The 17,016-nt window shown below is 72.1% G+C and carries 17 protein-coding genes; 7 read left to right on the top strand and 10 right to left on the bottom strand.

Features of this window, described 5'->3' with window-relative positions; genetic code table 11:
- The first annotated feature begins 155 nt into the window (after positions 1-155).
- The 3 genes from ACFW2G_RS30705 to ACFW2G_RS30715 are packed head-to-tail and all read left to right on the top strand — an operon-like array spanning position 156 to position 1,741.
- Positions 156-560 carry a hypothetical protein gene (locus ACFW2G_RS30705; protein WP_384455417.1) on the top strand — a complete coding sequence of 135 codons (405 nt, stop codon included), beginning with the start codon at positions 156-158 and terminating at the stop codon, positions 558-560.
- A gap of 3 nt (positions 561-563) precedes the next feature.
- Positions 564-989, top strand: a complete 426-nt coding sequence (locus ACFW2G_RS30710; RefSeq protein ID WP_384455420.1) for a thiol-disulfide oxidoreductase DCC family protein — start codon at positions 564-566, stop codon at positions 987-989.
- A gap of 11 nt (positions 990-1,000) precedes the next feature.
- Positions 1,001-1,741, top strand: coding sequence for a TetR/AcrR family transcriptional regulator (locus ACFW2G_RS30715; RefSeq protein WP_037919922.1), 741 nt, complete (start codon positions 1,001-1,003; stop codon positions 1,739-1,741).
- Here the strand turns inward: ACFW2G_RS30715 and ACFW2G_RS30720 are convergent.
- The 3 genes from ACFW2G_RS30720 to ACFW2G_RS30730 form a co-directional block, all read right to left on the bottom strand.
- A complete protein-coding gene (locus ACFW2G_RS30720) occupies positions 1,738-3,294 on the bottom strand; it encodes an ABC transporter substrate-binding protein (RefSeq protein ID WP_384585325.1) in 1,557 nt (518 codons plus the stop codon). The genes ACFW2G_RS30715 and ACFW2G_RS30720 overlap by 4 nt on opposite strands.
- A 123-nt stretch (positions 3,295-3,417) precedes the next feature.
- Positions 3,418-4,731 (bottom strand): metallophosphoesterase, encoded by a 1,314-nt coding sequence (locus tag ACFW2G_RS30725; protein ID WP_384455426.1) that lies wholly within the window; start codon positions 4,729-4,731, stop codon positions 3,418-3,420.
- A complete protein-coding gene (locus tag ACFW2G_RS30730) occupies positions 4,728-4,997 on the bottom strand; it encodes an SCO4848 family membrane protein (protein ID WP_037919122.1) in 270 nt (89 codons plus the stop codon). Before ACFW2G_RS30730 ends, ACFW2G_RS30725 begins: the two co-directional genes overlap by 4 nt.
- A gap of 85 nt (positions 4,998-5,082) precedes the next feature.
- Between ACFW2G_RS30730 and ACFW2G_RS30735 the strand changes: the two genes are divergently transcribed.
- Positions 5,083-6,360: a D-alanyl-D-alanine carboxypeptidase family protein gene (locus tag ACFW2G_RS30735; RefSeq protein ID WP_384585322.1), complete on the top strand. Its 1,278-nt coding sequence runs from the start codon at positions 5,083-5,085 to the stop codon at positions 6,358-6,360.
- A gap of 36 nt (positions 6,361-6,396) precedes the next feature.
- Here ACFW2G_RS30735 and ACFW2G_RS30740 read toward each other — a convergent pair whose 3' ends face one another.
- The 4 genes from ACFW2G_RS30740 to glyA form a co-directional block, all read right to left on the bottom strand.
- A complete protein-coding gene (locus ACFW2G_RS30740) occupies positions 6,397-7,341 on the bottom strand; it encodes a YihY/virulence factor BrkB family protein (protein ID WP_384585320.1) in 945 nt (314 codons plus the stop codon).
- Between the two features lie 178 nt (positions 7,342-7,519).
- A complete protein-coding gene (locus ACFW2G_RS30745; RefSeq protein ID WP_384585317.1) occupies positions 7,520-8,128 on the bottom strand; it encodes a 2'-5' RNA ligase family protein in 609 nt (202 codons plus the stop codon).
- A 97-nt stretch (positions 8,129-8,225) separates the two neighbouring features.
- The gene (gene trpS / locus ACFW2G_RS30750; RefSeq protein ID WP_384455439.1) at positions 8,226-9,239 is read right to left on the bottom strand and encodes a tryptophan--tRNA ligase; all 1,014 of its coding nucleotides are present in this window, start codon (positions 9,237-9,239) and stop codon (positions 8,226-8,228) included.
- A gap of 147 nt (positions 9,240-9,386) precedes the next feature.
- Positions 9,387-10,655, bottom strand: coding sequence for a serine hydroxymethyltransferase (gene glyA / locus ACFW2G_RS30755; RefSeq protein ID WP_037919111.1), 1,269 nt, complete (start codon positions 10,653-10,655; stop codon positions 9,387-9,389).
- Positions 10,656-10,929: 274 nt separating this feature from the next.
- On the opposite strand from glyA, the gene rocD reads away from it, so the two are divergent.
- Entirely contained in the window at positions 10,930-12,135 is a 1,206-nt protein-coding gene (gene rocD / locus ACFW2G_RS30760; RefSeq protein WP_384455443.1) for an ornithine--oxo-acid transaminase, read from the top strand.
- 147 nt (positions 12,136-12,282) lie between these two features.
- Here rocD and ACFW2G_RS30765 read toward each other — a convergent pair whose 3' ends face one another.
- Complete coding sequence (locus ACFW2G_RS30765; RefSeq protein ID WP_037919106.1) at positions 12,283-13,485, bottom strand: glutathionylspermidine synthase family protein; 1,203 nt, start codon at positions 13,483-13,485, stop codon at positions 12,283-12,285.
- A 7-nt stretch (positions 13,486-13,492) separates the two neighbouring features.
- The gene (locus tag ACFW2G_RS30770) at positions 13,493-13,789 is read right to left on the bottom strand and encodes a hypothetical protein (RefSeq protein ID WP_037919104.1); all 297 of its coding nucleotides are present in this window, start codon (positions 13,787-13,789) and stop codon (positions 13,493-13,495) included.
- 104 nt (positions 13,790-13,893) lie between these two features.
- Between ACFW2G_RS30770 and ACFW2G_RS30775 the strand changes: the two genes are divergently transcribed.
- Positions 13,894-14,742, top strand: coding sequence for a hypothetical protein (locus ACFW2G_RS30775; protein ID WP_384585314.1), 849 nt, complete (start codon positions 13,894-13,896; stop codon positions 14,740-14,742).
- Positions 14,743-14,866: 124 nt separating this feature from the next.
- Here the strand turns inward: ACFW2G_RS30775 and ACFW2G_RS30780 are convergent, their stop codons facing one another.
- Entirely contained in the window at positions 14,867-16,264 is a 1,398-nt protein-coding gene (locus tag ACFW2G_RS30780; protein WP_384455449.1) for a PLP-dependent aminotransferase family protein, read from the bottom strand.
- A 47-nt stretch (positions 16,265-16,311) separates the two neighbouring features.
- Between ACFW2G_RS30780 and ACFW2G_RS30785 the strand changes: the two genes are divergently transcribed.
- Positions 16,312-16,872 carry a carboxymuconolactone decarboxylase family protein gene (locus ACFW2G_RS30785; RefSeq protein ID WP_384455452.1) on the top strand — a complete coding sequence of 187 codons (561 nt, stop codon included), beginning with the start codon at positions 16,312-16,314 and terminating at the stop codon, positions 16,870-16,872.
- Positions 16,873-17,016 lie beyond the last annotated feature (144 nt).

Raw genomic sequence — 17,016 nt, forward strand, 5'->3', positions numbered from 1 at the left:
CGTTCGGCCGGGGCCCGCCTGCGTCTCCGGGACGTCTCCGGAACGGCGCCCTGACGTGCGCCGGACACACACCGACCCCATCGCTTGAACTTGTTCAAAAAAGGTTCTAGAGTCATCGACGTCAGCATTTGAACACGTTCAAGGGGGCTGGGGCGATGGACCTCACCGTGGTCGCATACGTCATCTACCTGCTCATCAGCATCGGCCTCACCGTCTGGGTGGCCCGCACGCTCAGTCGCAACGGCCGCGTCTTCATCGGCGACGTCCTCCACGGCAACGAGAAGCTCGCCGACGCCGTCAACCAGCTCCTCGTGGTGGGCTTCTACCTGGTCAACATCGGCTTCGTGACCCTCTACCTGCGATCGACCGATGAGGTCGGCACGGCCCGCGCGCTCTTCGAGACGCTCTCGGTCAAGCTCGGCGTCGTCCTGCTGGTCCTGGGCGTCATGCACCTCGGCAACGTGTGGGCGCTGAACAGGATGCGCCGCCGCGGGATCATGGAGCGCCAGCAGACCCCGCCGGTCCCCCCGCAGGGGTGGACCGCGCCGCTCGGGGCCTGAGCCGTGGCGCCCGCCGGGGCCGTACGGCACCTGACCGTCCTCTACGACGCCGCCTGCCCGCTCTGCGTGCACATCCGACACTGGCTGCTCGCACAGCGGTGGCTCGTCCCGATCACCCTGGTCCCCGCCGCGTCCTGGGAGGCGCGGCGGAGGTTCCCTCGGCTGGACCACGCCTCGACGCTCCGCGAGATCACCGTCGTCGGCGACAGCGGGCAGGTGTGGACCGGGACCGACGCGTTCATCGTCTGCCTGTGGGCACTGGCCGAACACCGGCCGAGGGCGAACTGGCTGGCGACGCCGGCCGGCCGGCCGTTCGCCCGGGCGGCCATGTACACGGCCTCCGCCTGGCGGCAGGCCGTGCGCACCGGGGGGCAGCCCACGGCCGCCGAAGGACCGGCCTGTGACGACCGGTGTTCCGCGCCCCGATAGGCTCATCCACCGTGACGGAACAGAAGGCCCCTAAGAGCGAGCAGACCCGCACGCTCATCCTCGAAACCGCGCTCCGCCTCTTCCAGGAGCGCGGCTTCGACAAGACGACCATGCGGGGCATCGCGAAGGAAGCCGGTGTCTCGGTCGGCAACGCCTACTACTACTTCGAGTCGAAGGAACACCTGGTCCAGGGCTTCTACGACCGGATCAGCGCCGCCCACCAGGCGGCGGTCCGGCCGATCCTGGACAACGAGACCGATCTGCAGAAGCGGCTCGCGGGCGTCCTCACCAGCTGGCTGGACATCGGCGCCCCGTACCACGAGTTCGCCTCCCAGTTCTTCAAGAACGCGGCGGACCCGGAGAGCCCGCTCAGCCCCTTCTCACCGGAGTCCGAGCCGGCGCGCAAGGCCGCGATCGACATCCACCGCGAGGTGCTGGCCGGGGCGAAGACCAAGGTGCCGGCCGAGCTGGCCGACGTCCTGCCGGAGCTCATGTGGCTCTCGCAGATGGGCCTGGTCCTGTACTGGGTCTTCGACCGCTCCCCGGACAGCGAGAAGTCGCGGCGGCTCGCCGAGCGCGGCGCGCAGCTCACCACGCGGGGCATCGTGCTCGCCCGCTTCCGGGTGCTGCGACCGCTGGTGCGCGAAGTCCACGAGCTGTTCGCGGACTTCCTGCCGGGCATGGCCCAGACGGCGGCGGGCCGGCGCAAGGCCTCGGACCCGCACCCCGAGCCGGACGGGCTCACACCCTAGATCCAGTTGAGTTCCCGTAGACGCCAGACACCGGTGCCGTCGGACAAGTTCTGGGCGCCGGTCACGGCCTCGCGGGACATGACGTAGTCCTTCTTCTGCCAGATCGGCACCATCGGGGCCTGCTGGGCGACCGCCTTCTGCAGGTCCCGGAACTCCGCGGCGGCGTCGGAGCGCTCCGAGTGGGACTGGGTCCGGGTGATCAGCTCGTCGACGCGCTTGTCCGAGAAGCCGTTGTTCATGGAGGAGTCGGCGCCGACGAGCGGGGCGAGGAAGTTGTCCGCGTCGGGGAAGTCCGCGATCCACCCGATCGTGTAGGCGTCGAACTCGCCGGCCGCGTAAGCCTTCTGGAAGTCCTTCCACGCCTCCACCGGCTTGAGCGTCACCTGGAAGAGCCCGGTGGCCTCCAGCTGCCGCTTGATCTCCTCGGCCTCGGGCAGGTTCGCGCCGCGGACGTTCACACCGAGCCTGAGCTGTACGGGGCCATGGGTCCCGGCCTCCTTGAGGAGCTTCTTGGCGGTGGCCCCATCGGGCGTGGGGTAGATGTCGAAGAACGGCGTGCTGTGGCCCGCGATACCCGCCGGGACCAGCGAGTACAGCGGGGTGACGGTGCCCCGGTGGACCTCGCCGGCCAGCTTGGCCCGGTCCAGTACGGCGGCCACGGCCTGCCGGACCGCGAGCGGGGCGGCAGCGGAGCCGGGGCGGACGTTGAAGACGATCGAGCGGGTCTCGCTGCCGCCGGAGGCCTGGTAGCGGGTGTCCTGCAGGCCCGGGTTGAGGCCGGCGAGCACCGCCGGGGGCATGTCCCGGTGGGCTACCTCGATCTGACGGGTGGTCCAGGCCTGGGCGAGCTGCTCGGAGCCCTTGAAGTACCGGACCGTGACGGCGGTGCGGGCGGGCTTGCCCTGCCCCTTGTAGGAGACGTTGGGCTTGAGCTCGGCGCGCGCACCGGCCTCGTAGGAGGCCAGCGTGTACGGACCCGAGCCGTCCACCCTGCCGTCCTCGCGCAGGGACGTGGCCGGGTACGTGTCCTTGTCGACGATCGAGGCGGCACCCGTTGCGATCTTGAAGGGGAAGGTGGCGTCGCCGGCGGACAGGTGGAAGGTGACCGTGCGGCCCTCGGCCCCGACCGACTCCAGCGTGTTGAAGAGCGGGGCCGGCCCCTGGTCGGAGTTGATCGCCTTGATCCGGTCGAAGGAGTGCTTGACGTCCTCGGCGGTGATCGCGCGACCGCCGCCGAACGTCACGTCGGGGCGGAGCTCGCACTGATACGTCGTGAGCTTCTGGCCCACGAACCCGCAGGAGGCGGCGGCGTCCGGGACGGGGGCGTCGGAGCCTGGCTTCATGGTCAGCAGCGACTGGTAGATGTTGCTGTACAGGGCCCAGGAACCCGCGTCGTACGCTCCGGCCGGGTCGAGGGAGGACACGACGTCGCTGGTCCCGACCCGGATGGCACCGCGGCTCTCGGCGTCCTCGGGCAGCAACTGCCAGGCACCGACGCCGGCCAGGCCGAGGACCAGCCCGGCCGCGATGATCTTCCAGCGGACAGACCGCATCCCGTGAACCCCACCCCTTGTCCCGGTGACAGCGACCCGCTGTCCGATTACCGGATATCCCATCACGGAATATCAGCCACCGGAAGATCCTTTCTGGGGCGGCGAGTTGACGGGTGGAGCGGCTCAGGCCTGGTATGAGGCGAGTTCGACGACGGTGATGTCGGACGGCGCACCCACCCGGACCGGCGGCCCCCAGGCCCCCGCCCCGCGGGAGACGTACAGCTGGGTGTCGCCGTAGCGCTCCAGGCCGGCGACGGTGGGGTTGGCGAGGGCGGCGAGGTGGCTGCCCGGCCAGAGCTGGCCGCCGTGGGTGTGGCCGGAGAGCTGGAGGTCGACGCCGTGCTCGACGGCATCGTGGATGACCACCGGCTGGTGGGCGAGGAGCACCGCGGCGCGCGACCGGTCGCGGTCGCCGAGCGCGGCCCGGAAGTCGGGGCCGCTGCCCTCCCGCTCCCCCTGGATGTCGTTGACCCCGGCGAGGTCGAAGTGCGGCAGGGCCCGCCGGGCGTTCTCCAGCGGGGTCAGGCCGAGCTCGCGGACGTGGTCGACCCACTGCTCGGCGCCGGAGAAGTACTCGTGGTTGCCGGTGACGAAGAAGGAGCCGTGGCGGGCGGTCAGCCCGCGCAGCGGCTCCGCGGCCGGCCCGAGGTCGGGGACGCTGCCGTCGACGAGGTCGCCGACGATGGCGATGAGGTCGGGCTGGGTGCGGTTGACCGTGTCGACGATCCGCTGGGCGTGGGCGCGGCCGAGCACCGGGCCCAGGTGGACGTCGCTGACGACGGCGATCCGGAAGCCGTGCGCCGCGCGCGGCAGCTTGGCCAGGGGGACGTGGACGCGCCGCACGCCGGGCCCGCGCAGCACTCCGTACGCGCCGTTGCCGACGGTGCCGAGCGCGACCGCGGCGGCCGCCCCGCCCACCGTGCGCGCGACGAAGGTGCGGCGGCTGAGCCCGCCGCCCGGGGCCGGGGCGGCCGGCTCGCCGGGCGCCCCGGCCTCGGCGAGCACCGCGCCGGCCTTCGTCTCCGCCCCGGCGTCGGAGGAAGGCACCGTGGCCGTCCCGGCGCGGGCGGCGGACTGCGCCGCGGGGGGTCCGGCCACCGCCCCGGAGGGGGCTCGGTGGGCCAGACGGCGGAGCAACAGCGCGCGGATCGGCTCCGCGACGAGCATCGTCAGGGTCAGGTACAGGAGCACCGCGAGCCACAGGTACCCCGGCCAGGACACCGTCTGCTGCAACCAGAACGGGGCCCCGGCACGGCCCGCGGTCAGGGCGGCCACGGAGAGGAGGGGCAGGGCGATGGCCAGCGTGGTGCCGATGCGGCGGGGCAGGCCGCCGGGCGCGGTCGTGTCCCTCACCAGGCGGACCCACAGCCAGCGGTGCACCGCGGCGAGGAGGGCGCAGACCGCCAGTGCTACGAGCGCGACGACCAGGACCGTCATGCCGTACCGCCCTCGGCGCCGGAACGTGATGCCCGCCGCAGGGCCAGGACCCCGCGCAACCCGATCACACCGACCGCCGTCCCCAGGAGAAAGGACGTCACGGCGAGCGTCAGATGGACCCAGAAATAGGCAGTGGGGTCGCCCGCCGTGTCGAAGGCAAGTCCACTGCCGTTCTTCCACAGGTTCCGGACGAAAGACACCCAGATGAACCAGGTCCACACTCCGAAGGCGAGCAGGAACCAGGAGGCGGCACGGCTGAGTTTCATGTCCTCAGTATCGGTTTCGTCCCCGGGACGGACGCGCCGGGGTGGGCTGTCCCGGGGGTGGTTGCGGCGAAATGGCCGGTCCGCGATGCCATCCAGCTCATCGGGATGTACTTTCACCTGCGTGTCTGCCAAGACGACCGCCCTGACGGTCCTTACCGCCGCGCTGCTGGCGCCCACCGTGCTGGTGGCTCCCGCCCATGCCGCGCCGACCCCTCCGGCCGACGGGAAGGGCCGGCCCGCCAAGGCTCCGGCGCCGCCCGCGTCGATGTCCACGGTCGGCGGATCGCTGCTCGGTCAACCGGGTACGCAGGTGAACCTGCTGCCCGGGGCGCCCGCCCTGCCGACGAACCTCACGGGCCGGTCGTGGATCGTGGCGGACGCCGAGTCCGGTGAGGTACTGGCGGCGAACAACGCGCACTGGCGGCTGCCCCCGGCCTCCACGATGAAGATGCTCTTCGCGGACACCCTGCTGCCGGGCCTGCCCAAGGAGCAGGTGCACAAGGTCACCGACCAGGACATGGAGGGCGTGGGCCCGGGCAGCAGCCTGGTGGGGGTCAAGGAGGACCAGGAGTACTCCGTCCACGACCTGTGGCTCGGGGTGTTCCTGCGGTCGGGCAACGACGCCGTGCATGTGCTGTCGGCCATGAACGGCGGCGTCGAGAAGACCGTCAAGGACATGCAGGCGCACGCCGAGGAGCTCCAGGCGCTGGACACCCACGTGGTGTCGCCCGACGGGTACGACGCCCCGGAGCAGGTGTCGAGCGCGTACGACCTCACGCTGATCGCCCGCTCCGGACTGCAGAAGAAGGACTTCCGCGAGTACTGCGGCACGGCGAGCGCGAAGTTCCCCGGCCTTCAGGAACCCGGCAAGCCGCGGGACTACTTCGAGATCCAGAACACCAACCGGCTGATGACGGGCGCGGGCGGGATCTCCCCCTACAAGGGCATCGCCGGGGTCAAGAACGGCAACACGACCATGGCCGGTGCCACCTTCACCGGCGCTGCGCAGCAGGGCTCCCGGAAACTGCTGGTCACCGTGATGAACCCGGACGCGGGCGGCGCGAACTCGGTCTACCAGGAGACCGCCGCGCTCTTCGACTGGGGCTTCGCCGCGGCCGGAAAGGTCAAGCCCGTGGGTGAGCTGGTGCCGCCGAAGAGCGCGGACACCTCGTCCCACGGCTCGCCGGCCCAGTCACACGAGAACAGCCCGTCGGCGGACGGTGCCGTCCCGGGCGGCGGCGCAGGCACCGCGCTGGGCGTCGCGGGCGGCGCCCTCGCGCTGCTGGCGGGCGGCGCCTACGCCGTCAACCGCCGCTGGCCCCGCAGCCGCCGCACCCGCGGCCGCGACGAAGAGCTCGTTTAGGGCGTTTCCCGTGCCGTGGCTTCGGAGGCCGTCCGGTCACGGCGCCCGGTGCGGCGCCGTGGCCCCCGGCGGGGCCTCGTCGGCGGCGGCCTCGTCGGCTTCGACGTCGGCTTCGACTTCGGCTTCGGCCTCGCCGTCGCGGGTTGCCGTCCAGGCGGAGACGTACAGCAGGAGTTTCGCCATGAAGTTGATCCAGAGCAGCAGGGCGACCGGCACGCCGAAGGCCCCGTACATGCTCTTCGCCGCGACCTCCCGCATGTAGCCGCTGAGCAGCAGCTTCAGCAGCTCGAAGCCCGCCGCTCCGATCAGGGCGGCCTGGATCAGGCGGCCCCTGGGCGGTTCGACGCCGGGCAGCAGGGTCAGGACGTACAGCAGCACCAGGAAGGCCGCCACCACACCGACCAGGAAGGCGAGGGAGCGCAGCAGCGCGCCGCCGGGCCCCTCGCGCGGGATGCCGAGCCAGTCCGCGGACTTCCCGACCGCGCTGGAGCCGAGGATCGAGGCCGCCGCGGAGAGCAGGCCCACCCCGCCGAGGCCGAGCAGGACGAGCCCGTCCTTGCCCTTGCGGACGATCGGGTTCCCGTCGTCCTCGTCGTCCTTGTCCCACACCGCGCGCAGGCAGTCCCGCATCGAGCCCACCCAGCCGATGCCGGTGAAGAGGAGGAGGGCGCCGGCAACGAGACCGATCGTGGCCGCGTTCGCGACGAGCCCGTTGATGTCGAGCTGGTCGGAGATGCCGGGGACCTGTTCGGCGAGGTTCTTCTCCAGCCGGTCCAGTTGCTCGGGGCTGAGCAACGCCGCGCCGACGGCCGCGGCCACGGTGATCAGGGGGAAGAGCGCGAGGAAGCTGATGAAGGTGATCGCGGCGGCGAGTCGGGCCCAATGGACGCGGTCGAGGCGTTCGTACGAGCGCCACGCGTGCGTCTTCATCAGACGGTCCGCCAGCGGCCCGATCACCGGGAGTTTCGTCAGCCAGTCCATGGGGTCACCGTAAATGAGGCACGGGAAATAGTCCGGATTGCCTGTTCCAGGTACTACGGTCGTCGATTGTGACTTTTCGCCCAGCGCCCTCGACGGGGCGTCCGTTCCACACCCTGGTCTTGCGGAGGCTGAGGTTCCGCGCTTGGCGCACCGCCCGCCTGACCCTGCGCCCGCTCCGTCAGGAAGGCCGTACGGTCGTCGCCCCCGCCGCCCCGGCGGTCTGGTCGACGGGGGAGCCCGGCTGTGCCAGAACTCCCATGGCCCCACTCCCGAAAGGGTATTCACGCAGCTTGCGCCAGACCCCGTCGGAGCCCTGCTCGTAGAGGGCGAACCCCGCGCACACCCACGCGGCGGCGTACTCGGCCAGCGTCGTGAACGCCACGTCCATCGCCTCGTCGGAGATGCCGTGGGCGACGGTGACGTGCGGGTGGTACGGGAAGGCGAGCTCGCGGCTGAGCGGCCCGGCGGGGTCGCGGACCTCGCCCTGGAGCCGGGTGCAGCCCTCGACGCCCTCGGCGATCCGGACGAAGACGACCGGCGAGACGGGCCGGAAGGTTCCCGTCCCGCCCAGCCGCATCGGGAAGGGCCGGAAGCGGGCGGCGACCTCGGCGAGGTGGGCCCGGATCGCCGGGAGCCGGTCCGCCTCCACCTCCGTCGGCGGTACGAGGGTGACGTGCGTGGGGATGCCGTGCGCGGCGACGTCCCCGAAGCCCGCGCGCAGCTCCTGGAGCTGGCTGCCGTACGGCTCCGGGACCGCGATCGAAACGCCGAGCGTTACGGTCCCCACGTGTCTCTCCTCCGCTTGTCCCTGTGGACGCCTGCCGCCCCAGTGTGGGGCCAGGACCCCTCTTCGTGCCAGAGCGGTCCGTCCGTAGTTGCGTTCGTCAGTGCTTGGCGGGCAGCAGGCCCAGGCGGTCGTAGGCCTGCGCGAGTGTCTCCGCGGCGACCGCCCTTGCCTTCTCCGCGCCCTTGGCCAGGAGCGAGTCCAGCGTCTCCGGGTCGTCCAGGTACTCCTGGGTGCGCTGCTTGAAAGGTGTGACGAAATCGACCATCACGGCGGCCAGGTCCGTCTTCAGCGCGCCGTAGCCCTTGCCGGCGTACCGCTCCTCCAGGGCGGGGATGGACTCGCCCGTGAGGGTGGAGTAGATCGTGAGCAGGTTGCTGACGCCGGGCTTCTTCTCGGCGTCGAAGCGGATCTCGGCCTCGGTGTCCGTGACCGCGCTCTTGATCTTCTTCTCGGTGACCTTGGCCTCGTCGAGGAGGTTGATCAGGCCCTTGGGCGACGACGCCGACTTCGACATCTTGATCGCCGGGTCCTGGAGGTCGTAGATCTTCGCGACCTCCTTGACGATGTGCGCCTGCGGGAGGGTGAAGGTCGGGCCGAAGCGCTGGTTGAAGCGCTCGGCCAGGTCGCGGGTCAGCTCGATGTGCTGGCGCTGGTCCTCGCCGACGGGAACCGCGTTCGCCTGGTAGAGCAGGATGTCGGCGACCTGGAGGATCGGGTACGTGAAGAGGCCGACACTGGCGCTGTTGACGCCGCCCTTGGCGGACTTGTCCTTGAACTGGGTCATCCGACTGGCCTCGCCGAAGCCGGTGATGCAGTTCATCACCCAACCGAGCTGCGCGTGCTCGGGGACGTGGCTCTGGACGAAGAGCGTGCAGCGCTCGGGGTCCAGGCCGGCGGCCAGCAGCTGCGCGGCCGACAGGCGGGTGTTCGCGCGCAGGTCCTTCGGGTCCTGCGGCACGGTGATCGCGTGCAGGTCGACGACCATGTAGAACGCGTCGTGCGTCTCCTGGAGGGCGACGTACTGGCGGATCGCTCCGAGGTAGTTCCCGAGGTGGAACGAACCGGAGGTGGGCTGGATGCCGGAGAGCGCGCGAGGACGATCAGAAGCCATGGCCCCATTCTCTCAGGTGCGGGGGCCGGCTCGGGCCCGCCACCGGCCGGGACCCGTCGGGGCGCGCCGCCCCCGGCCCGGCAGCAGCAGCGGGGACCGGGGGCGGCGCTCCGGGGGCGCGGAACCCCCGGCGGCGGCGCCGCAGGGCTACGACAGCGGAAGGCCCGGCGCCGGGAAGGCGGCCATCAGATCGGCGACCTCGGCCCGGATCGCCTTGAGCGCCGTCTCGTCGGGCCGCGCGGCCGCGTCGACCGCGCGGGCGATCCAGTCGGCCACCAGCGGCATGTGCTCCGTGGACAGCCCGCGCGAGGTCAGGGACGGTGTGCCGATCCGCACCCCCGAGGGATCGAACGGCTTGCGCGGGTCGAACGGCACCGTGTTGTGGTTCACGACGATCCCCGCCCGGTCCAGGGCCTTGGCGGCGACCTTGCCCGGCACCTCCTTGCCCGTCAGGTCGATCAGGATCAGGTGGTTGTCCGTACCGCCCGACACCAGGTCGAAGCCACGCTCCAGCAGGGCGGCGGCCAGCGCCCGGGCGTTGGCGACGACCGCGTGCGCGTACCGGACGAAGGACGGCTGGGCGGCCTCGTGCAGGGCCACCGCGATGCCGGCCGTGGTCTGGTTGTGCGGACCGCCCTGCAGGCCGGGGAAAACCGCCCTGTCGATCGCCTTCGCGTGCTCCTCGCGGCACATCAGCATCGCGCCGCGGGGACCGCGCAGGGTCTTGTGGGTCGTGGTGGAGATGACGTCCACGTGCCCCGCCGGGGACGGGTGCGCGCCGCCCGCGATCAGGCCGGCGATGTGGGCGACGTCCGCGACCAGGACCGAGCCCGCCTCGCGCGCGATCTCCGCGAAGGCGGCGAAGTCGATGGTCCTCGGCAGGGCGGTGCCGCCGCAGAAGATCAGCTTGGGCCGCTCGGCGAGGGCCAGCTCGCGCACCGCGTCGTAGTCGATCAGACCCGTGTCGGCGCGGACGCCGTACTGCACGCCGCGAAACCACGAGCCCGTCGCCGAGACCCCCCAGCCGTGCGTCAGGTGGCCGCCCATCGGCAGGGCCATGCCCATGACCGTGTCGCCGGGCTGCGCGAAGGCCAGGTACACGGCCAGGTTGGCCGGGGAGCCGGAGTACGGCTGCACGTTGGCGTGGTCCACGCCGAACAGGCCCTTGGCCCGCTCGATCGCCAGTGCCTCGACCCGGTCGATGTTCTGCTGGCCCTCGTAGTAGCGGCGGCCCGGGTACCCCTCGCTGTACTTGTTCTGCAGCACGGTCCCGGAGGCCTCCAGGACGGCCGCGGACACGTAGTTCTCGCTGGGGATCAGGCGCAGGGTCTCCGCCTGGAGGACTTCCTCCGCGGCGACGTGTGACGCCAGTTCCGGATCGGTCGCGGACAGGGCGGGATGGCGGCTCGCGGACACGGCGGGCTCCTCCGGGGTCGATGTGATCGGTACCCCGCGAGGCCCAGGCGAGCGGCCCTGATGCGGTCGAGCGCGCACGACTCCCCCGGAGTTGGTTCCCCGTACGCCAGTCGCCGTGCGTACCGAACACCTTAGCGGGCGCGCCGCGGGGCAGGTTTCCGCGTCCGGGATACGAGCGACGATAAGAAGGTGGCGCCACCCTCGTCACCGCTTCACCGCTTCACCGCTTCACCGCTTCACCGCTTCACCGGCCAGACGGACGATCGGAGACCCCGTGTCGACAACAGCTGCTGCCATCCGCTCCGCCGACGCGCACAGCGCGCACAACTACCACCCGCTGCCCGTCGTCGTCGCGACCGCGGAAGGCGCGTGGATGACCGACGTGGAGGGTCGCAGATACCTCGACATGCTCGCCGGGTACTCCGCGCTCAACTTCGGGCACGGCAACCGCCGTCTGATCGACGCGGCGCGGGCCCAGCTGGAACGGGTGACGCTCACCTCGCGCGCCTTCCACCACGACCGGTTCGCCGACTTCTGCACCGAACTCTCCGCGCTGTGCGGCAAGGAGATGGTGCTGCCCATGAACACCGGCGCGGAGGCGGTGGAGACGGCGGTGAAGACCGCCCGCAAGTGGGGTTACGAGGTCAAGGGCGTCCCGGACGGGCACGCCAAGATCGTGGTGGCCGCCGACAACTTCCACGGCCGGACCACGACGATCGTGTCCTTCTCGACCGACCACGACGCCCGCGACCACTTCGGGCCGTACACGCCCGGCTTCGAGATCGTCCCGTACGGGGACCTCACCGCGCTGTCGCACGCCGTCACGGAGAACACCGTGGCCGTGCTGCTGGAGCCGATCCAGGGCGAGGCGGGGGTGCTGGTGCCGCCCGCCGGGTACCTGGCCGGCGTACGGGAGCTGACCCGCGAGCGGAACGTGCTCTTCATGGCCGACGAGATCCAGTCGGGGCTCGGCCGGACCGGCCGGACCTTCGCCTGCGAGCACGAGGGCGTCGTCCCGGACGTCTACATCCTCGGCAAGGCGCTCGGCGGCGGTGTGGTGCCGGTGTCGGCGGTGGTCGCCGACCGGGACGTGCTGGGGGTGTTCGGACCCGGCCAGCACGGCTCCACCTTCGGGGGGAACCCGCTCGCGTGCGCCGTCGCCCTGGAGGTGATCGCGATGCTGCGGACCGGCGAGTTCCAGCAGCGGGCCACCGAACTGGGCGACCACCTCCACCGCGAGCTAAACCTGCTCGTCGGCGGGGGCGCGGTGACCGCCGTACGCGGCCGGGGGCTGTGGGCGGGCGTCGACATCGACCCGTCCCGCGGTACGGGCCGGGAGATCTCCGAGAAGCTGATGGAGCTCGGGGTGCTCGTGAAGGACACCCACGGATCGACGATCCGGATCGCCCCGCCGCTGGTGATCACCAAGGAGGATCTGGACTGGGGCCTGGACCAGCTCCGGTCGGTGCTCGGCGGATAGGCCCCAGCGCCGGGGCGTGTCGCGACGGTCCCGCCCGTCCCGCGGCGGCCGGCACGCACGCCCGCCGCCGCGTCCCCGGCCTTGCCGGGCAGTACGTCTGCTGCCGTGCCGGGGACCGTAAGGCGGTGAACCCTTCCGGTCACCGCACTAGACGATGACGTGGGGCAGGAAGCGGGCGTACGCGTCCGTGACCGGCCCCGCGGATTCGCGGATGCCGAGCCCCGCCGCCTCGTCCTCGACCACCCACGCGCCGAGCACCACCCGGTTGCCGTCGAAGTCGGGCAGCGGAGCCAGTCCCTGGAAGCAGTACCGCTCCCCCGGCTCCGCTACGAACGGCTCGCCGTCCGGGCCCGGCTCGTGGAGGGTGACGCCCGCGCCCTCGCGGCCGAGGAGGGGCTTGGCCACGTAGCCGGCCGATCCGGGCTCCGCGAGTTCGCGCGGCCCGTCGAGGTAGGCGGGCAGCAGGTTCGGGTGCTCCGGGAAGAGCTCCCACAGGATCGCAAGCAGCGCCTTGTTGGAGAGCAGCATCTTCCACAGCGGCTCGATCCAGGCCGTGGTGCCGGAGCCGCCGCCGTGGTCGTAGGTGTCGAGGACCTGCGGGCCGAACTCGTCGGTCGCCAGCCACTCCCACGGGTAGAGCTTGAAGCAACTGCGGATGAACCGGAGCCGGTCGTCGACGAACCGCCCGGACAGGCTGTCCCAGCCGATCTGCTCCACGGACAGGGCGTGGGTCTGCAGGCCGGCCTGGTCGGCGGTCTCCTGGAGGTAGGCGACCGTCATCAGGTCCTCGCCGATCTCGTCGGTCTCGGAGTGCGCGAAATGCAGCAGGCCGGGGGGCAGCAGCTCCGCCTGGCGGCGCCAGGCGTCGACGAGGCGTTCGTGGAGGGAGTTCCACTGGTCGGCTCCGGGGAAGCGCTCTTCCATCCAGAACCACTGCGCGCTGGCGGCCTCCACGAGCGAGGTCGGCGTGTCGGCGTTGTACTCCAGCATCTTGGCCGGGCTGCCGGTGCCGTCGTAGCGCAGGTCGAAGCGCCCGTAGACGAAGGGCTGCTCGGCACGGCGGCGCCAGGACTCGGCGATCATCGCGGCGAGCTTCGGGTCGGTGATGCCGAGGTCGGCGAAGCGGTCGTGCTCGATGATGTGCGCGGCCGCGGCCAGGCACATCGCGTGCAGATCCTCGACGACGTCCTCCAGGGCCTCGACCTCGGGGAGGGAGAAGGAGTAGTAGGCGCTCTCGTCCCAGTAGGGGCGCAGCGAGTCGTCGGGGTAGCGGGTGAGGGGGTAGATCAGCCCCTGCTCCTCGACCGTCTTCTGCCAGTCGGCGCGGGGCTCGATGGTGTGCCGCTGCATCGGGCGATCAGCCGCCGCTGGAGCTGGAGTGGCCGCCGATGCCGCCGCGGGTGACGGCGGACTTGTCGAAGCTTCCGCCGGTGACCTTGCCGTTGCTGACGTGGCCGCCGTAGTAGTACGCGCCGCTTCCGCCGCTCCTGCACTCCTTGCTGTTCAGGTGTTTCAGCGTGGAGCGGGACGCACAGCGGCGGTCCGGCTCGTCGCTGCTTCCGCAAGCCACCAGGGTGGCCGCAAGCAGACCCATGCCTCCGAGGGCGACGGCGCCGGAGCGCATCCGGCGCTGGTTGGTGCTGCTGATGTCCATGTCTGCTGCTCCCCCTGGAACCTGGCGTGCTCCCGACAGACTAGAGCGGGGCCCCCGGCCGATGGAATCCGGCCGCCGTGAGATCCGTGACCTAAAGTCAGTTCGTGCTGATTGGGATGATTTGCTCACTCGGTGCGGCGGTGTGCTTCGGTACGGCGTCCGTACTTCAGGCCGTCGCGACACGGGCGGTGGAGCCCGGCAGCGGGTCCGGGGTGGACGCGGCGCTGCTGCTGCGGGCCGCGCGGCAGTGGCGCTACGTGCTGGGCCTCGTCCTGGACGGCACCGGCTTCGTCCTGCAGATCATCGCGCTGCGGCACGTGCCGATCTACGTCGTCGGGTCCGCGCTGGCCGCCAGTCTGGCCGTGACGGCGGTGGTCGCCTCGCGGCTGATGGCGGTGCGGTTGTCCCGGCGGGAGTGGTGCGCGGTGGCCGTGGTGTGCGCGGGGCTGCTGATGCTGGGCTTCGCGTCCGGGGAGGAGGGCAGCGCGACGGGTTCGCCGGCGCTGAAGCTGGGGCTGTTGGGGGTGGCGGTGCTGGTGCTGCTGGTCGGCGCGGTCGCGGGCGGGCTGCCGGACGGGCCCCGGGCGCTGGTGCTCGGGCTGGGATCGGGCACCGGCTTCGGTGTGGTGGAGATCTCGGTGCGGCTCGTCGACTCGGTGACCGATCTCGCCAATCCGGCCCTGTACGCGCTCCTGCTCGGCGGGGCGGCGGGGTTCCTGCTGCTGACCTCGGCGCTGGCCCGGGGCTCGGTGACGGTCGCGACGGCGGGCCTAGTGCTGGGAGAGACCATCGGCCCGGCGGCGGTGGGCGTGGCCTGGCTCGGCGACCGCACCCGAGAGGGCCTGTCGTGGCTGGCGGTGACCGGCTTCGCGGTGGCGGTCGCCGGCTCCCTGGCCCTCTCCCGCTTCGGCGAACCGGAGCCGCCGTCGGCCCCGGCGTCAGCGCCGTCCTGAGCCCGCCCGGCCACCCGGCCACCCGGCCGCCCGCCGCGCCGGTGTGTCGGTGCGGGGCGGGGTCTCGCCCCGCGGGGCCCCGGGCAGAGCTTCCGGCCCGGCGCCGCGCCGGGCACATGACAGGTCACGGCAGCGCCGCGACCAGTGCCGCGAGGGTCGGGGACCAGGCACTGTCCGACGGGGTCCCGTAGCCGACGACCAGCGCGTCCCGCGGCGGGAGTTCGGCCTGCGGATGGCGGAAGGCGGAGAGCCCGTGCAGGGCCAGGTCCTGCCAGGCCGCCGACTGCAGCACCGACCGCTCCGTGCCCGCCGGGAGATCCAGCACCGCGTGCAGGCCCGCCGCGATCCCGGACACGCCCGCGACCCGGCCCGCCACCGCCGCCACCAGCTCGTCCCGCCGCCGCCGGTAGCGCAGCCGCATCCCGCGCACATGACGGTCGTACGCCCCGGATTCGATGAACTCCGCCAGCGTCAGCTGGTCCGGGGCGCTGGAGGTCCAGTCGGTGTACCCCTTCGCGGCGGCCACCTCCTCCACCAGGTCCGCCGGGAGGACCATCCAGCCGATCCGCAGCCCCGGGGCGAGCGACTTGCTGGCCGTGCCGAGGTACACCACCCGGTCCGGATCCAGGCCCTGCAGGGCTCCCACCGGCTGCCTGTCGTAGCGGAACTCCCCGTCGTAGTCGTCCTCCAGGATCAGGCCGCCGGTGGTCCGGGCCCAGTCGACCGCTGCCGCCCGGCGGGCCGGGGTCAGGGCCGCGCCCGTCGGGAACTGGTGGGCCGGTGTCAGCAGCACCGCGCCCGCCGCGGCCGTCAGCTCCCCGGTACGGGCCCCCTCCTCGTCCACCCCGAGCGGCCTGGTCCGCAGCCCGGCCCCCACCAGCTCGGCCCGGTGGAAGTCCAGGCCGTACCCCTCCACCGCGACCTCCCGGACCCGGCGCGCCCGCAGCACCGCCGCGAGCAGCTTCAGCCCGTGCAGGAACCCCGCGCACAGCACGATCCGGTCCGGGTCCGCGTACACGCCGCGCGCCCGTGCCAGGTAGCCCGCCAGCGCCTTCCGCAGCTCGACGCGGCCGCGGCCGTCGGTGGCGTAGCCGAAGGCCTCGTTCGGGGCGTCGGTCAGTGCCCGCCGGGCCGCCGACAGCCAGGCCGCGCGCGGGAATCCGCCCAGGTCGGGGCTGCCGGGGAGCAGGCTGTAGGCCGGTCCGCCGCGCACGGCGCGCCGGACCGGGGCGGCGGTCGCCGCCCGGCGCGGGCGCGCCCGCCGGGCGACCCGCGTGCCCGAGCCCTGGCGGGCTGTGAGCCAGCCCTCGGCGACGAGCTCGGCATACGCCTCGGCGACCGTGTTGCGGGCGATGCCCAGATCCGCGGCGAGGGTGCGGGAGGACGGCAGCCGGGTGCCGGCCGCCAGCCGCCCGCTGCGCGCGGCCTCGCGCAGCGCCTCGGTCAGCCCGGCCCGCAAGCCGCGCCCGGCGGAGAGCTCCAGGTGCAGGTCGGCGCCGAAAGTGGCCCAAGGATCCGTCATGGATATGGACCATACCGGCGGGCCGCCTGCCTCCTACGGTGGAGCACATGACCACCACCGCAGAAGGCCGGCAGGCCCACCCGCAGACCGACTCCCACACCCACCCGCATGCCCACGCCCACGCCCATGCCCATGCCCCCGAGCACACGCCCCGCATGAACCTGGCGAAGCTCGCCCCCGAGGCCTACAAGGCCGTCCTGGCTCTGGAGATCGCCTCCAAGAAGGGCCTGGATCCGTCCCTCGTCGAGCTCGTCAAGATCCGCGCCTCGCAGATCAACCACTGCGCCTTCTGCCTCGACATGCACACCAAGGACGCGGTCGCCGCGGGCGAGAGCGTCGAGCGCATCGTGCAGTTGGCCGCCTGGGAGGAGTCGCGGCACTTCTACACCGAGAAGGAGCTCGCAGCGATCGAGCTGACCGAGGCCGTCACCGTCCTGACCGACGGTTTCGTGCCCGACGAGGTGTACGCGAAGGCCGCGGTGCACTTCGAGGAACGCGAGCTGGCCCAGCTGATCACGGTGATCGCGACGATCAACGTGTGGAACCGCTTCGGTGTGACCACCCGCATGGTGCCGGGCCACTACAAGCCCGGCATGTACAAGGCCTGAGCCGGGCCGGAGGCCGAAATCCCCGGCCCCGGCCAGGGTCGGCCGGTCAGGCCGGTCAGGCCGGTCAGGCCGGTCAGGCCGGTCAGGCCGGTCAGGCCGGTCAGGCCGGTCAGGCCGGTCAGGCCGGTCAGGCCGGTCAGGCCG

The organism is Streptomyces sp. NPDC058880 (genome assembly GCF_042742535.1).
Taxonomy (GTDB): Bacteria; Actinomycetota; Actinomycetes; order Streptomycetales; family Streptomycetaceae; genus Streptomyces.

Bases quoted from the DNA above. Each gene is read 5' to 3' on its own strand.
- ACFW2G_RS30785 (WP_384455452.1), top strand. From the start codon at position 16,312: ATGACCACCACCGCAGAAGGCCGGCAGGCCCACCCGCAGACCGACTCC.
- trpS (WP_384455439.1), bottom strand. From the start codon at position 9,239: ATGGCTTCTGATCGTCCTCGCGCGCTCTCCGGCATCCAGCCCACCTCC.
- ACFW2G_RS30705 (WP_384455417.1), top strand. From the start codon at position 156: ATGGACCTCACCGTGGTCGCATACGTCATCTACCTGCTCATCAGCATC.
- ACFW2G_RS30765 (WP_037919106.1), bottom strand. From the start codon at position 13,485: ATGCAGCGGCACACCATCGAGCCCCGCGCCGACTGGCAGAAGACGGTC.
- ACFW2G_RS30730 (WP_037919122.1), bottom strand. From the start codon at position 4,997: ATGAAACTCAGCCGTGCCGCCTCCTGGTTCCTGCTCGCCTTCGGAGTG.
- ACFW2G_RS30725 (WP_384455426.1), bottom strand. From the start codon at position 4,731: ATGACGGTCCTGGTCGTCGCGCTCGTAGCACTGGCGGTCTGCGCCCTC.
- ACFW2G_RS30720 (WP_384585325.1), bottom strand. From the start codon at position 3,294: ATGCGGTCTGTCCGCTGGAAGATCATCGCGGCCGGGCTGGTCCTCGGC.
- ACFW2G_RS30780 (WP_384455449.1), bottom strand. From the start codon at position 16,264: ATGACGGATCCTTGGGCCACTTTCGGCGCCGACCTGCACCTGGAGCTC.
- ACFW2G_RS30770 (WP_037919104.1), bottom strand. From the start codon at position 13,789: ATGGACATCAGCAGCACCAACCAGCGCCGGATGCGCTCCGGCGCCGTC.
- ACFW2G_RS30735 (WP_384585322.1), top strand. From the start codon at position 5,083: ATGCCATCCAGCTCATCGGGATGTACTTTCACCTGCGTGTCTGCCAAG.
- ACFW2G_RS30740 (WP_384585320.1), bottom strand. From the start codon at position 7,341: ATGGACTGGCTGACGAAACTCCCGGTGATCGGGCCGCTGGCGGACCGT.